The organism is Paeniglutamicibacter sp. NPDC012692 (genome assembly GCF_042901625.1).
GTDB lineage: Bacteria > Actinomycetota > Actinomycetes > Actinomycetales > Micrococcaceae > Paeniglutamicibacter.
Genome location: NZ_JBIBDE010000001.1, coordinates 329,352 through 344,549, shown reverse-complemented (window position 1 = coordinate 344,549; position 15,198 = coordinate 329,352). Strand labels below are relative to the sequence as shown.

The following is a 15,198-nucleotide window of genomic DNA, read 5'->3' as shown; positions in this document are numbered from 1 at the left end:
GTGCCGCTATACCGGTGGCGGTACGAACAGGCCCTTGTCCTTGTCGTTGAACATTTCGCGGGCGATGAACTCGTCCATGTCGCCGCCCGTGCCCCACTGGTCGGAGGTTTGGGGGTCGCTGGTGTCGTAGATGCTGGGGTGCCAGGTGTCCTCGTCGACCGAATCTAGTTCCGTGGTGAGTTCCATGGTGTTGCCGTTGGGATCGTGGAAGTAGGTGAAGGTGTTGTCCCCGGCGCTGTGGCGGCCCGGGCCCCAGATCTTCTTGAACCCCGAACGCAGCAGCTGGCCGCTGCCGCGCATGTACTCGTCGATCCCGCGCAGCTCGAAGGACGCGTGCTGCAGCGAGGCGTGCGGGCCGCGGGAGATCGCGATGGAGTGGTGTTGCGCGTTGCAGCGCATGAAGTAGAATAGGTCACCCATGTGAGGGTGGTTCAGCGTGTCCGAGAGGCGGAAGCCCAGGTGCTGCTCGTACCAGGCGCGCATCTTCTCCGGTTCCGGGGAGTTGAGCACCACGTGGGAGAGCCGCACCGGGATGGCTTCGCGCTCCTCGATCTTGCGGTGCTTGCGCACCTCGACGTCCGAGGAGACCTCGATGGTGCGTCCCTCAAGGTCGAAGAAGCGGAAGCCGTATCCCCCGCCGAGGGTCTTGACGTCATCGGGTTCGCCAATGAGCTTCACGCCCTTGGCGATCAGGTCCGAGGCGAGCTGGTCCACCGAGGCCTTGTCGGCCGCGCCGAAGGCGACCATGTCGAGGCGCTTCTCGTCGGCCTTGCGGACGCGGACCGAGTACTGTTCCGGGGAGCCCTCGGCGGCGAAGTAGGTCACTCCGCCGTCGTTTTCCATTTCGGTGAGTCCCCAGTGGTTTTTGTAGAAATCGATCTGCTTTTCGTAATCGGGCACCGCGATGTCGAAGTGCCTCAGGTGTGTGATCGGGCTGAATGCCATGATGTTCTCCTGTAGTTCTGTCCGTTGGACGATGGCGTGGGTTTAGATGTGTGCCGGCACGGGGCGGCCGACCTGCGGGATGCTGCGGATGAGGCGTTCCAGGGCTTCGGGGGTGTCCCCCAGGCCCAGGATGTAGCGGTCGGGGCGCACGACGACCGCCCGGGCGCCGGCTGCCTCAAGGATCTGACCGACCTTGGCCGGATCGAACAGGACCACGACGTCGCCATGCTCCTCGAGTCGTTCGCGCAGCGGCGCCGGGACGGCGGCGTAGAGCTCGGGGGTTGTTGCCAACAGGAATCGGCTTCCCACCATGTCGTCCAGGCGCACGCCGTCGGCCAGGATCGGCTGCATGCCGAGACGGCCTGCGCGTTCGTCGGTGTCGCCTTCGTGCAGGCCCGGGCCCAGCGCGGGAGCGACGGGCGCCGACGCGGCGGGGTTCGCCCTGATGAAGGCGTCACGCTGCTTCGCGACGTTGGCGTCGGTGGTTTGCATGAAGCCCGCGGCTTTGGTTGCCTGCTCGACCCAGAACCGCGCGTGCGGCAGGCGCTCGGACTCGTAGGTGTCAAGGAGGCTGTCGTCGGCCGCACCGCGCTTGACGGCGTCGAGCTTCCACACCAGGTTGGCCACGTCTCGGATGCCGGCGCACAGGCCCTGCCCGAAGAGCGGCGGGGCCTGGTGGGCCGCGTCGCCGGCCAGGAAAATGTTCCCGGCCCGCCACTGCTGGGAAATTCGCCCCCGGAACGTATATATGGCCAGCCGGTCCGCGGTGAATTTGCCTGCCGGCAGCACGCCATGGCTGATCCGTTCAACGGCCTCGGGAGTCGCAATTTCCTCGGGGTCGTCCCCGGGCATCAACATGAACTCCATCCGCACCCGCTTGCCGGGGAGGCGGATCCACAGGGCAGGCCGCGTATGGTGGCCCAGGAAGATCATGTCCGAAGTCAGGCCCGAGTCCCCATCAAGAATCCCGTCCGCGACCAGCCACTGCGCATCCTCGCCCAGTTTTTCGGTCTCGATGTTCAGTGCCTTGCGGCTCTGCGAGCGGGCCCCGTCCGCGGCGATGGCCCATCGGGCACGGATGAGGGATTCCTCGCCGTCCGCGTTACGTACCTCGACCTCGACTCCCTGCCCGACGTTGCGCACCGAGAGCACTGTCATGCCGCGGCGCAACTCGATGCCGGGAAGCTCCTGGACGACCTCCTGAAGCAGGACCTCGATGTCCGGCTGGTGGAAGGTGAGGTCGTCGTGCCAACCCTGGTTGCCAAGCTGGCCGGTCGGCACGGAAACGAGGACTTCGCGCTCCTCGTTCTCGATGTGGAACGAGGCCATGGGCAACGTTGCCTCGGCGAAGCGCTCGGCCACCCCCAGGGACTGGAGCGTGCGGAAGATCTCGCCATCGAAGTGCACGGCACGCGCGGTGGGCCAGGCCTGGACCTCGCGTTCCACGCCGACGGCGCTCAGGCCGGCACGGCCCAGCAGCGCCAGGGCAGTAACCCCCACGGGCCCTCCGCCGACCACCACTACGTCAACATCAACGATGTTTGCCATCTCACTCCTTAGCATTCAGTACGTACCGTTTCGAATAAATGTAACACCCGTCACCATTGCCGCACAAGGGGTCCGGACGGGCGCAAAAGCGCTTCAGGCCTTCCATACGGTCTTGAGGTTGCAGAACTCCCGGATGCCGTCCGCGGCAAGCTCTCGCCCGAAGCCGGAACGCTTGATCCCGCCGAACGGCAGCTCCTGGTGCGAGACGGTCATGCCGTTGATGAACACCGCACCGGCGTCAAGGTTGCCCGTGAACCATGCCTCCTCCTCGGCCTCGTTGGTCCAGACCGAACTGGAAAGACCAAAGGTGGTCTGGTTGGCGATGCGCAGGGCGTCTTCACGATCTTCGGCGCGGTAAAGCGATGCCACGGGCCCGAAGGTCTCCTCTTGGATGATCCGCATGTCGTCGCTAAGGCCGGCGAGCACCGTGGGCGCGTAGAAGAAGCCGGGGGCCTCGGGAATCGTCCCGCCCGTCAGCACCTGGGCACCCAGGGCGCGGGCATCCTCGACAAGCTCGGCAAGCTCGTCGCGCCCGGACTCGGTGGCCAGCGGTCCCACCTGGGTTGCCGGATCCAGCGGATCCCCGACGACAAGTTCCGACATCATTTTCACGAATTCGGCGGCGAACGCATCGTAGACCTCGGCGTGCACAATGAAGCGCTTGCCGGCGATGCAGGACTGGCCATTGTTGCCGATCCGTGCACGCACGGCCGTCGCGGCAGCGGCGGCGATGTCCGCCGACGGCATGACAATGAATGGATCGGACCCACCCAGTTCCAGCACCGACTTCTTCACGTGGTCGGCGGCAATGGAGGCCACCGAGCGCCCCGCGGGCTCGGAACCCGTCAACGTCACCGCCTTGACCCGCGCATCGGCCAGGACGGCGCCAACCTCCGAGCCGCCAATCAGCAGGGTGCGGAAGGACCCCCGCGGGAACCCTGCCCGCTCAAAGAGCGCGTCAAGGAAGAGTGCCGCCTGGGGCACGTTCGAGGCATGCTTCAGCAGGCCGGAGTTGCCCGCCATGAGCGCCGGGGCGGCAAAGCGGATGACCTGCCAGAGCGGGTAGTTCCACGGCATGACCGCCAGGACCGTCCCCAGCGGTTCGTAGCGGGTCCACGCGCGGCTTGCGCCGACCGACGACGGGTCGGACAGCGGGGCATCGGCCAGGAATTCCTCGGCCCGCATGGCGTAGAAGCGCATGGCCTTGACGCACTTGTGCACCTCGGCGACCGATTGCGCAATCGGCTTTCCCATCTCGACGGTGATCAATTCACCCAGGCCATCGGCCTGGTCCTCCAGGACGTCCGCCGCGGCGAGCATCCACTGCGCGCGCTGGGCAAAGGTGGTGCCGCGCAGCAGGCGCGCGGCTTCGGCGGCTTCCGCGATGCGATCCAGGACCTCCTGGGCAGAGTGGGGCTCGATGATCATTTCGGTCGAACCGGTGGTCGGGTTGACGGTTGCGATTGCCATGGGTGGGATCCTTTTCCTCGAAACGTGTTCTCGGTCACGACTATATAGGATACGATTCGTATCGGACACCATTCGGGCTTGCCAGATGGATCCACCCACGCCCGCAGCCCATGGACCGGCTGCCCGACATCCTAGGAGTGCCCCCGTGAGCACCAATGGCGAGTTGCCGACCAGCCTTCCGCTCTTCCTCACCGACGCCGATGTGGCCAGCCTTTCGGACTGGTCCGGGGCGATCGAGGCCATTCGCACCGCATACAAGGCCCCCGCCGACGAGGCTGGCACCCCGGGGCGGATCTTCGCCCAGACACCTCGGGAATGGTTGCGGATCATGCCCTCGGTGCCGCCCAGCGGCCAGCTGTTCGGCGCCAAATCGATCGCCGGCTCCTTCGCGGACGGCCTGCGCGTCAGCTACTTGATTTCGCTCTTCGACAAGGACACCGCGGATTTGGTGGCGCTGGTTGACGGAAATCGCGTCACCGGCCTGCGCACCGCCGCGACCACGGCGGTGGGCACCTCCACGATCGTGCCGCAGCGGCCGCTGAGCGTCGGCGTGATCGGCTCCGGCTTCGAGGCCCGTTCCCACCTGACGGCCTTTTCCCACCTGCTGGAGTTCGCCGAGATCCGCGTATTCAGCCCGACCCCTGCCAACCGCGAATCCTTTGCGGCCGAGTTCGACGGTGCGTTCGGTGCACCCACCCGCGCCGTCGGCTCGCCCCGCGAGGCAGCGGAAGGTGCGGATCTCATCCTGTGCGCCGCGCGCTCCCGCGACGAATCCCCGACGCTTCAGGCAGAATGGGTCGGCCCCAACACCGCGGTGGTATCGATCGGCTCCACGACCCCGGCCCAGCGAGAGCTGCCCCCGGAGTTGATAGCCCGCGCCTCGGTCGTAGTGGTCGATACGCGCGACGAGGTCGTCCACGGCAGCGGCGACATGATCGCAGCCCGGGCACACGGCGTCGACGTCGACTCACTCGTAGTCACCCTCAACTCCGTCCTGACCGGAGAGACCGAAATCGACCCTGAGAACGGGATCAGGATCTACAAATCGACCGGTTCCGGACTGCAGGACATCGTGGTTGCAGAGATGCTCGTGGACCGCGCCCGCGCCGAGGGCATCGGCACCGTCCTGCCCGTCGGCATCGTCACCAGCCGCAAATAACACCACACAGACACAAAGGAGAACACCATGGTGGAATACACCAAATCCGAAGCCCGCTCCTGGGCGCGGGAGAACTTCGTCGGCACCGTCGCCGTGACGCACCCGTCCTTCACGCCGGATTTCTCCGGCATCAACGAAAACGCGATCCGCCACGACATCCTCCTGCTCAAGGAACGTGGCTACAAGGGTTCGCTGCTGATCGCCGAAGCGAATATCACCCCGGAGGAGAACGCCCGGATCACCGCAGTGGCCCGCGAAGCTGCCGGCCCGGACTTCGGCCTCTTCTTCCACGCCATCTTTGGCACCCTGGAAGAGAACATCCACGCGGCAAACCTGGCCACCAAGGCCGGCGCCGACCGCGCGCTGCTTGCCTACCCTTCTTCGTTCTGGCCGACCTCGTACGACGAGGTATTCGACTACACCAAGCGCTTCACCGACGAAACCGATCTGGCGACCATGTTGTTCCCGCTGCCCGCTTGGGGCTTCGAACGCATCCACCCCGCAGGCATGAGCGTTGACTTCGTGCGCCGCGTTCTTGACGCGATGCCGAGCATCGTCGCCATCAAGGCCGAACAGGGCTACCCGGGCATCCCCGGAGTCATGGAAATGTACCACCACTTCCGCGACGAAGTGGTGATCTCCTGCCCCATCGAGGCCGAGCTGCTCCCCCTCATGTCGGTCTTGGACGTCCAGTTCTCCGGCACGGCAAACACGAACTGGATGGGCGACTACTACCCCAAGGCCTTCGAGATGGCGCGCACGGGCAAGTGGGAGGAAGCCATGAAGCGTTACTGGGAGGTCCAGCCTGCACGTGCGGCCAACATGGCCGTGTCGTCAACGTCGACCCCGGGCACCAGCTCCATCAACCGCACCCAGTGGAAGTACCAGGAATGGCTCTCCGGATTCAACGGCGGCGCCCTGCGCCCGCCGGCAGTCAGGCTTCCGGACCGCTTCATGAAGCAGTTGCGCGCAAGCCTGGAAGCCTCCGGACTGCCCGTCACCGACTCCCCAGACTCCGAGTTCCTGCGCGGACGCGTCAGCGCCTAATCGCAGCCGGCCTGGTGCCGGCATCGGGAGGCCCCTTGGAGCACCGAGCCAATTGCTGGTTCGGCGCTCCAAGGGGCTTTTGCGTGTGACAGACTGCGCAGGGGAAGGACGCGGCACACGCACCGCTGTCGGCGCCAACAACCACGGCTTCCCTCGGCGCCCCCGCATGCGGTTGCGGGGAAACCCCTGGCAATTTCGTACTCATTCCGCATGGGACATCAGTGCCGCTCGCACTTCCCCCAAGCCACCCGACAACGGGCAAAGGGAAAGGGCCCCCTCCAGGGTCGGATGTCGATTCGACATCCGACCCGTGGAAGAGACCCTTCGAGTCCGGATCAATATCCAGGGGTTCGGGTTCCCGGACGGGAATTATGCGCCCGGGTTTGCGAAGAACTCATTGAGGCGCTCGGTGGGCAGGTAGTCCTCGGGTTCGCCGGCCAGGTCGGTCAGGTCGTTGACGTCCCACGAAGGGTCCGCGATGGCGGCGAGGTTCTCTCGGGAGACGATCACCGAAGGTTCAACGATCTGGTTGATCTTCGGCCCTTCGCCCTTCAGGATACGCAGGGCCACATCCACCACTGCCTCACCGGTGCGCACCGACGGGGTCGTGGTGCCGAAGTAGGGGTACTCGGCGTTTGCCAGTGCCCAGGAGGAGAATCCGTGGCTGGACCCGTCGTCCGCGATCGGCGGCACGTCCATTGCCGATTCCTCAAAGGCGTTGCGGATGCCCACGCCCATGGTTCCGGCCTGAAGCACTGCGTCAACCCCGGCGGGGTTGGTTGCCAGGAACTTCTGGACCTCGGCCTGGGCGGTTGCCGGCTGGAAGAATCCGGTGACCGACCCTGCGATCTTGATGTCCGGACAATTTTTCAGGACTGCGTCAATGCCCATGTTCGCGAAGGTCGAGACCGGGATGCCCGGGATGCCCTCGACGCGCAGGACGTTGCCCTTGCCGCCGATTGCTCCCACCGTTCCGGCGGTGACCTTGGCGATGGCGAGCGGGGTGTTCCGCGTGACGCTCACCGCGTATTCGGAATCAATCGGCACCTGGGCGGCGACCAGTGGGATGCCGGCCTCATGGGCAGCCTTGGCCAGGTCCACTGAAGGTTCCGGGGCGATGGCTGTGTAGATGATCACGTCGGGCTTGAGCGAGAGAGCCTCGTTGAACTGCTGGAGCTGCAGGGGCACGTTCGAGGGGTCGTCCGGGGCGAATTCGCCGACGATCTCGACGCCCTCGGCCTTCAGGCTCTTGCGGATCGACTCCGACATGGAGGCGATGAAGGGGCTGGCAGGCGGCATGCCCACGATCGCCGCAGTGAATCCGCCAGTCTTCTTCGACTTGTAGTCGGCCCATGCCGACTTCCGGATTTCGTAGGGGTAGAGGTCGTAGCCCGCCGCAATTTCCTTGGGGAAATCCGCGAGCAGGCCGCTGGGGTCCTTTGCAGCGCCGGTGGGCACCGACCCGCAGGTCCCCGCTGCCGCCGCCGAAGGCTCTTGCGCGGCCGTGGCTCCGCCGGAGGAGACCGGGGCAGCCGGTGCCGAGGCCGAGCATCCGGTCAATACGAGGGCGCCGACCCCCAGGATCGCGGCGCCGAACGTGGTGAAACGGGGGAAAGATGACGTCTTCTTCATGGTCTATCTCCTTGCCGAGTGAAACGATTCGTATCGTATGGAATGAGAGTGCCACATGCGGTACGATTCGTCTAGTTTCACATATGACCCACGACACATTTCTGTCACGTAAGGAGATCCGCCGTGAACAACCAACCACTCGGCCTGGTGCTCGCCGGGGTGAGCAAGCGCTTCGGTGCCACCCGTGCCCTCATCGACGGCGACCTGCATCTGAGGCCGGGCGAAATCCACACACTGCTGGGCGAAAACGGCTCAGGGAAGAGCACTCTGGTTAAGATCATGGGAGGCGTCCACCGCCCGGACTCCGGCGCCATCACATTGGACGGCGTTCCCGTCACCAGCCGATCGCCCCGAGACGCCATGGACCTGGGAATTGCGACGGTGTTCCAGGAAGTCCTCACCGCGGGGAGCCAATCGGTCCTCGAGAATGTCTGGCTCGGGTCCCACGGGACATTCCGTCGTCGACTGGGCCGCGCCGAGCAACGCTCCATCGCCCAGGATGTGCTGACACGCATCACCGGCGGGATCCCGCTGGATCTTCCCGCCGGGCAACTCTCACTCTCCGAGCGGCAGTCGCTGTGCATTGCACGCGCACTCGTGCGCAAGCCCAAGGTGCTCATCCTCGACGAATCGACGGCCTCCCTGGACGTCAGCTCCCGCGATCGGCTCTTCATTGAGATGCGCCGACTCGCGGCCGCGGGGACGGCCATCCTGTTCATTTCCCACCGCATGGATGAGGTCGCGGAGATCTCGGACCGGGTCACCGTCCTGCGCTCCGGATGCACAGTTTCCACAGTGGAGCGTTCTGGGCTTTCCATCAATCGGTTGATCTCGGACATGACCGGAAACTCCGGCCACACCGAGACCCTGCGGCAACCGCACGAACCAGGGGACCTGATCCTCAAGGGAGCCGCCGTCCGCCTGGGGCCGGGCTCGGCACCCACCGACTTCGAGCTGCGCGCCGGCGAAATCGTGGGACTCGCGGGGCTCGAGGGCCACGGACAGGACCAGTTCATCAAGCGCCTGGCCGGCGTTGCAGCTGGGTCCGGCAGCGTCGAGCGTGTCCTCTCCGAGGGCACCGCGGTGCTGACCGCGCGGAACGGGGATGCCCTGGGCGTCGCCTACCTGCCGCGCGAACGTCGCGGCGAGTCGCTGTTCGAGTCCATGTCGATCCGGGAGAACTTCGCGCTCCCGACCCTGGGGATGCACCGCCGCGGCGGGCTGCTGGACACCCGAAGCATCGCCCGGAAGTTCGACGCCTTCGCCCACTTGCTGTCCCTGCGCTTCGGCACCGCACACGATGCCATTTCCACCCTGTCGGGCGGCAACCAGCAGAAGGTGCTGCTGGCGCGGTGGCTTGCCACCGACCCCAAGGTACTGCTGCTCAACGACCCCACGCGAGGGGTCGACATCGGGACCAAGCGCGAGATCTACGCGATCCTTGACCGACTCAGCGCCACGGGCATGTGCATCGTGGTCCTTTCCAGCGAGGTCGACGAGCTCGTCGACCTCGCGGACCGCGTCCTGGTCTTCCGCGACCAAGCGGTATTTGCCCGGATCCCCCACTCGGAGCTTTCCACCGAGTCCATCGTCGCCGCCTACTTCGGCCAGAAATCAGAGGTCCTCACATGAACCGCGTCCTGACCCTGTTCCAGCGCTGGCCCTTCGCCTTTGCCTTGCTGCTTGCGCTGGTACTGCTGGTGCTGAACCTTTTCGTCTCACCGTCATTCCTCTCCCCCGCGCGCCTGCCCGGAACCCTGGCCACGCTGGCACCGTTCGTGCTGGTGGGATTCGCTTCCACGCCCTCGATCCTGGCTGGCGGCATCGACATTTCGGTCGGCCCCCTGGCCACGTTCATCAACTGCTTCTTTGTCGCCATCCTCATTCCCGCGGGACTGGGTAACTGGCAGCTGGCGGCGCCCATCATCCTGGCCGTTGCCGCCGGGATCGGCGCCCTGAATGGAATCCTGGTCGCCGTGGTGCGCCTGCACCCGGTGGTCGCCACCACCGGGATGTTGTTCCTGCTTGTGGGCTTGTCGCTGACCATCGCCCAGAATCCCGTGGCAGCCCCGGACAACTGGACCGAGGTCTTCGCCGGAGGCATCGGCATTCTCCCCGGGGCGCTGGTGACGATCGGCGCCGCCGGGCTCATCTGGTTCGCCCTGCGCCGCACTGCCTTTGTCAGCAATCTCCTGGCCACCGGCGAGAGCGATGTCTCCGCCTACGGCTCCGGGGTCAACATCAAGGTGGTCCGGATCCTGGCCTACACCCTCGGCGGCCTGTTCGCCGGAATCGCCGGAATCGCGCTGACCGCCATTGTGCAGTCCTCGCAGTCATCACTCGCCTCCACCTACGCCCTGCTGGGGCTCGCTGCCGCGGTGCTGGGCGGAACCTCCCTGGCCGGCGGCCGCGGCGGCCTGTTGGGCGCGCTTTTCGGAGCGGTCTCCATCTACCTGCTCCAGCAATTGCTCACGGCCTCGGGTGTGGCACCCAGCCTCATCCAATTCGCCTACGGCTCAGTCCTGGTTCTTGGCGTAGTGCTGGGCGCGACGCTGCTGGCCCCCCGTTTGAAGAGGAACGTATCATGACCAATGACGCCCTGTCCCCCGCACCGGCACCCCTTGCACCCAAGGCCCGGGCGCATTCCTGGACCAGGTTCAAGGCCTGGGTCTTCGAGGCGCCCACCCTGCAGGTCCTGGTCGTCCTGGCCCTGGCAGCCTGGCTCGTCATCACTATTCCCGCCATCGCAAACCCCAGGTCCGTCACCTCGATCCTGGTCATCGCCTCCCTGCTGGCCTTGGCGGCCATGGGTCAGACGCTCGTGGTGATTCTGGGCGGGCTGGACCTGGCGGCACCCGGCTACATCCTCTTCGGCGCCTTCATGGCGGCGAACGTCGCGGGCGAGCTCGCGGTCCCGCCGCTTGTCGCCGTGCTGGTCACGGTCCTGGTCTGCGCCGGCATCGGTGCCCTGATCGGCTGGATTTGCCACCGCTTCGCGGTCCAGCCGCTGGTCGTCACGCTGGGCACCGGCGCGGCCCTGACGGGCGCGACGCTGTTTCTGGCTGGCGGCGACTATTCCTCTGCCCCGCCGACGGCGCTACGATCCCTGGCCAGCCTGCGGGGAACCACCTTCGGCTTGCCGTTCCCGCCGATCATCCTGATCGTGCTTTCCTGCGGAGTGGGCATGTGGATTTTCCTCAACCGCACGGCGGCCGGACGCCGCTTCCATGCGACTGGAGTCAATTTCCGGGCCGCCCGGCTGACACGGATCCGCACCTCCGCCGTGTGGACCCTGGTCTTTGCCTCCTCCGGCGCCCTGGCCGGGATCGCCGGCATCTTCATTGCTTCCTACGGCTCGGGATGGTCGCAAACCATCGGGGAGCCGTATTTGTTCTCGGGCCTGGCCGCAGTCCTGGTCGGTGGCACCATCTTCGGTTCGATCCGCGGCAGCTACACCCGGACACTGCTCGGAGCGCTCACCCTCACCCTGCTGTCCACGATCATCGTGAGCAACGGGCTGTCCGAGGCGCAGAGCCGGATCATCTTCGGGCTCATCATCCTTGCAGTGGTCTCGCTCTACGGCCGGGAACGCCACGTGCGCGACAGGTTCTGAAGGCCTGCCCGGGGCCACACCGTCCATTGCTGGGCCGGCCGAGCGCCTCGAAAGTTTCGCGGGCCCGATCTCGGCCCCGACTTGATCCGATAGTCCATTTGCACCATCGGATCAAAACCATTCGATACAAAATCGAATCTGAATTGAAATGAATCATTTTCCCAACTCCCAAGGAGAAGAATGTCCCACGAGACCGCCACTGTTGCCGAGATCCTCTCGAGCCCCTGGAAAATCGACGGCCTGACCATCAAGAACCGCTATGTGCTCAGCCCCATGGCCGTGCTCCAACCCACGAAGGACGGGCACCCCAGCGACCAGACGATCGCGTTCCTGACCACCAGGGCACGCGGCGGCGCAGGGCTGCTGATCATCGGTGGCGGCGTGGCCACCGAGCGCGGGAACCAGGAAGCGCCGTTCCAACCCCTGATGCGCTTCGACAGCGACGACTTCATTCCGGGACTCAAGCGCATGGTCGATGCCGTGCACGAGCACGACGTACCGATCTTCGCCCAGATATTCCCGAGTTTCGGCGCCATGGGCGTCCCGGGCGAGGGCCGACCCACACGGGCCGCAAGCCCGAAGCCAGTCCGCATGGCAGCGCCCCGCCTGCCGCACGGTTTCTACATTCCCGGCGGACGCACCAACCCGACTCCGGACGAAATCACCAAGAAGGAAATCCTCGAGGTCCAGAAACAGGCCATTGCCGCTGTCCGGCGTGCCAAGGCGGCCGGTTTCGACGGCATCGAGCTGGGCGCGCACATGCGCTACCTCTATTCATCCTTCCTCTCGCCGCGCACCAACTGGAGGACGGACGAATACGGCGGCAGCGCCGAAAACCGCTCCCGCATCCTCGTCGACACAATGCGGGCGATTCGCGCCGAGGTCGGAACCGACTATCCGGTGGGCCTGCGGATGACCACCAACGACCACCTTCCCGACGGCCAGGGACCCGAAGGGTTCGCGGAGGTCGCGGCAATCATTGCCGCTGAAGGGCTCGGATACATCGCCCTGAGCGATGCGAACTACGAGTCGATGGACCACAACGTCACCTCCTTTTCGGGTGCAATCCTGGAGCACGGCGAGCCACAGGCCTTCCGCGCCGCAATGCCCAACGTCCCCCTGCTCCTGAGCAGCACCTACGACCCGCAACAGTGTGCGGAGGCCATCAGCGACGGGTTCGCCGACGGAATCATGCTGGCCAGGCAGATGCTGGCCGACCCGGAATTCCCCAACAAGGTGATACAGGGACGACAGGATGAGATCGTGTGGTGCGACCACGACAATTCCTGCCTGCGCCGCCTGATCTTCAACGTGCCGGTGAGGTGCCACAAGAACCCGGCCATGGGACGCGAAGCAATTCTCGCGGGGGCAAAGGAACCCGTATCGATCATGCTCAAGCGTCCGGTGGAGAGCCTGCTGATCGCCGCGACCGGCTCCCCGGTCCTCATGGGCATCGCCGACAAGCTGGCCACCGCCGGCTCGAAGGCATCAAAGGGCTGACACCTGCGCCGCACCGGATCCCCACCCGTGACGGGGTCCGGCGCGGCAATGCTTGCTGTAAACACGTGTGTGCCCGGACTCCGAGGAGTCCGGGCACACACGTGTTTTGACCTTTAGATCGGTTGCCTCTTGGGAAGCCTCAGCCCGCCGGACGCAGGGCCCTGCCGGTTCCGCGGTAGATGGCCACGGTCTTCTCCCCCGCCCGCACCATGACATCCACAATCATCCGGCGACCCTCGTGGAAGCTCACCTCGGCGGAGGCCACCAATTCGTCGGCGATGTGCGCCGGGGAAATGTAGGAGATCGAAGCCTCGGCGGTCGCGATCCCGGCGCCGAAAGTGTTGGCGGCCATGGCGAAAGCGGTGTCCGCCAGCGCGAAGACCAACCCGCCGTGGGCAATCCCATGCCCGTTGGCCATCTCGGGCGTGACCGTCAGGGTTGCCGTGGCGCGACCCTCGCTGGCGCACAGCACCTGGATGCCGAGGCCTCCCAGGCTTTTGTCCGCCGCCAGCATCGATCGGGCAGGGTCGGCAATGAGCGTTGACGGGTTCATGAGAGCCTCTCCACTACCATCGCCATGCCCTGGCCGCCGCCCACGCAGAGCGTGGCCAGGCCGAGGGAACCGTCGGTGGTTTGCAGTCCGTTGATGAGCGTTCCGACCAGCCGCGCGCCGGTCGCACCGAAGGGGTGGCCCAGGGCGATCGCGCCGCCAAACGGGTTGACCCGCTCCGGATCGGCACCGAGCTTCCGCACCACTGGAACCACCTGTGCGGCGAAAGCCTCGTTCAGCTCGACGATGTCGATGTCGCCGATCGACAGACCCAAACGCGCCAGCAAGCGGCTGGACGCGTCGACCGGACCGAGCCCCATGATTTCCGGTGAGAGGCCACTTGCGGCACTGCCCAGGATGCGGGCCAGCGGCGTCAATCCCAGTTCGCCCGCGCGCCGGGCGCTCATCACCACCAATGCGGAGGCACCGTCGTTGAGCGGGCTGGCGTTGCCCGCGGTGACGCTACCTGATTCATGGAACGCCGGATTGAGGCTGGAGAGTGCCTCGAGGGTGGTGCCCGGGCGCGGACCGTCATCGGCGTGCACCACCGCGCCGGCGGCGGTGGTCACAGGCACGATCTCGCGCACGAAGTACCCGGACCCGATCGCCCGTTCCGCCCGGAGCTGGGACTCCAGGGCCCACTCGTCCTGGTCCCGGCGCGTGGTGCCGCTTTGGCGTGCCACGAACTCGGCGGTCTTGCCCATGGAGAGATATACGTCGGGAAGCTGCCCGCGTTCGCGGGGATCGACCCACTGCTGGCCGGATTCGAAGACGCTGTCGGCGCTGCGCGCCGCGTCCGCGAAGGCAGGATACGGGGACTCGACCACCGGCGGTGTCGAGCTGGTCGACTCGACGCCCGCGACCAGGAACGCTTCCCCGTCACCGGCCCGCACCGCCTGGGCCGCCATCGCGGTGGCCTGCAGCGAGGAGGCACAGAAACGATTCACGGTGACCGCAGGGACACTGTCCATTCCCCCAAGCACCATGACACGGCGTCCGATGTTGTCACCCTGGGGCCCCTGAGGGACCGCGCAACCCATATAGGCGTCCGCAAACTCGGCAGGTTCAAGCTGAGGAACCACCGAAAGCGCGCCCCGGATGGCCGCCAGCGCGAGGTCTTCGGGTCGCTCGCCGGCCAGCGATCCCTTGCGGGCCCGCCCGATCGGCGTCCTCCTGTAAGCGACGATGACCGCGTCATTCGGCGTGATGGCGGTGTTCACGATGATGTTTCCTTTCATTGCGGCCCGGCTGCACGACGGGCCGGCCACACGGGCCGGGAAGGACGATATGGGCAGGGAAGCATGGTCCACGTCTTAACAGGCACGACGGCCAAGTTCCTTATCCATCGCTCAGCCGAATATATACGAACCGTATCGTATTGCACAAGGCGCAAGTCTCTTCATGGACTTGCCCACGAGTGCCGGAAACGCGGGATCAAAGTGTGTTGGGGAGGCGCGAAATCCGCCGCACGCATCTCAAAGACGTTGGATGTCAACCCGAACAGGCCACCACTCAAGGTCCGTCCGTGCGCCGCCGCGGACGCCAAAGGATTCTTGCGCGTCCCAACAGGGGTGGACGCCGCTCGACGGGGGCGGAAAGCCACTCACCGACGACTCGAGCAGCAGCGCCGCCCCAATCCGACCTGCGGACCTCGCGGGCTGTCGGATCGGCCCCGCCGCCTCGCGTCCTATCGGCATCCATGGGTGCCGATAGGACGCGAAGGGGGTTCCTCGG

Annotated in this window: 12 protein-coding genes; 6 read left to right on the top strand and 6 right to left on the bottom strand. The window is 65.9% G+C overall.

Going from position 1 to position 15,198, the window contains the following annotated elements; all coding sequences use genetic code 11:
• Positions 1–6: 6 nt before the first annotated feature.
• The 3 genes from ACFY5D_RS01465 to ACFY5D_RS01455 form a co-directional block, all read right to left on the bottom strand.
• A complete protein-coding gene (locus ACFY5D_RS01465) occupies positions 7–945 on the bottom strand; it encodes a VOC family protein (protein ID WP_387524023.1) in 939 nt (312 codons plus the stop codon).
• A 42-nt stretch (positions 946–987) separates the two neighbouring features.
• Positions 988–2,493, bottom strand: coding sequence for a bifunctional 3-(3-hydroxy-phenyl)propionate/3-hydroxycinnamic acid hydroxylase (locus tag ACFY5D_RS01460; RefSeq protein ID WP_387524020.1), 1,506 nt, complete (start codon positions 2,491–2,493; stop codon positions 988–990).
• A gap of 93 nt (positions 2,494–2,586) precedes the next feature.
• Entirely contained in the window at positions 2,587–3,963 is a 1,377-nt protein-coding gene (locus tag ACFY5D_RS01455) for an aldehyde dehydrogenase family protein (RefSeq protein WP_387524017.1), read from the bottom strand.
• Positions 3,964–4,108: 145 nt separating this feature from the next.
• Here ACFY5D_RS01455 and ACFY5D_RS01450 point away from each other — a divergent pair, with 145 nt between their 5' ends.
• Positions 4,109–5,122, top strand: coding sequence for an ornithine cyclodeaminase family protein (locus ACFY5D_RS01450; RefSeq protein ID WP_387524014.1), 1,014 nt, complete (start codon positions 4,109–4,111; stop codon positions 5,120–5,122).
• Positions 5,123–5,149: 27 nt separating this feature from the next.
• Positions 5,150–6,169 carry a dihydrodipicolinate synthase family protein gene (locus tag ACFY5D_RS01445; protein ID WP_387524011.1) on the top strand — a complete coding sequence of 340 codons (1,020 nt, stop codon included), beginning with the start codon at positions 5,150–5,152 and terminating at the stop codon, positions 6,167–6,169.
• Positions 6,170–6,538: 369 nt separating this feature from the next.
• Here the strand turns inward: ACFY5D_RS01445 and ACFY5D_RS01440 are convergent, their stop codons facing one another.
• Positions 6,539–7,801 carry a substrate-binding domain-containing protein gene (locus ACFY5D_RS01440; RefSeq protein WP_387524008.1) on the bottom strand — a complete coding sequence of 421 codons (1,263 nt, stop codon included), beginning with the start codon at positions 7,799–7,801 and terminating at the stop codon, positions 6,539–6,541.
• A 123-nt stretch (positions 7,802–7,924) separates the two neighbouring features.
• Between ACFY5D_RS01440 and ACFY5D_RS01435 the strand changes: the two genes are divergently transcribed.
• The 4 genes from ACFY5D_RS01435 to ACFY5D_RS01420 all read left to right on the top strand — a co-directional run bounded on the left by ACFY5D_RS01435 (position 7,925) and on the right by ACFY5D_RS01420 (position 12,914).
• Positions 7,925–9,433 carry a sugar ABC transporter ATP-binding protein gene (locus ACFY5D_RS01435; RefSeq protein ID WP_387524006.1) on the top strand — a complete coding sequence of 503 codons (1,509 nt, stop codon included), beginning with the start codon at positions 7,925–7,927 and terminating at the stop codon, positions 9,431–9,433.
• Positions 9,430–10,389, top strand: a complete 960-nt coding sequence (locus ACFY5D_RS01430; protein WP_387524004.1) for an ABC transporter permease — start codon at positions 9,430–9,432, stop codon at positions 10,387–10,389. Before ACFY5D_RS01435 ends, ACFY5D_RS01430 begins: the two co-directional genes overlap by 4 nt.
• Positions 10,386–11,414: an ABC transporter permease gene (locus ACFY5D_RS01425; RefSeq protein WP_387524001.1), complete on the top strand. Its 1,029-nt coding sequence runs from the start codon at positions 10,386–10,388 to the stop codon at positions 11,412–11,414. Before ACFY5D_RS01430 ends, ACFY5D_RS01425 begins: the two co-directional genes overlap by 4 nt.
• A 180-nt stretch (positions 11,415–11,594) precedes the next feature.
• Positions 11,595–12,914, top strand: coding sequence for an NADH:flavin oxidoreductase (locus ACFY5D_RS01420; protein WP_387523999.1), 1,320 nt, complete (start codon positions 11,595–11,597; stop codon positions 12,912–12,914).
• A 139-nt stretch (positions 12,915–13,053) separates the two neighbouring features.
• On the opposite strand, the gene ACFY5D_RS01415 is transcribed toward ACFY5D_RS01420, so the two are convergent.
• Both ACFY5D_RS01415 and ACFY5D_RS01410 read right to left on the bottom strand, forming a co-directional pair.
• Positions 13,054–13,467 carry a hotdog fold thioesterase gene (locus ACFY5D_RS01415; protein WP_387523996.1) on the bottom strand — a complete coding sequence of 138 codons (414 nt, stop codon included), beginning with the start codon at positions 13,465–13,467 and terminating at the stop codon, positions 13,054–13,056.
• Positions 13,464–14,684: an acetyl-CoA C-acyltransferase gene (locus ACFY5D_RS01410; protein WP_387523993.1), complete on the bottom strand. Its 1,221-nt coding sequence runs from the start codon at positions 14,682–14,684 to the stop codon at positions 13,464–13,466. Before ACFY5D_RS01410 ends, ACFY5D_RS01415 begins: the two co-directional genes overlap by 4 nt.
• Between the last annotated feature and the right edge of the window lie 514 nt (positions 14,685–15,198).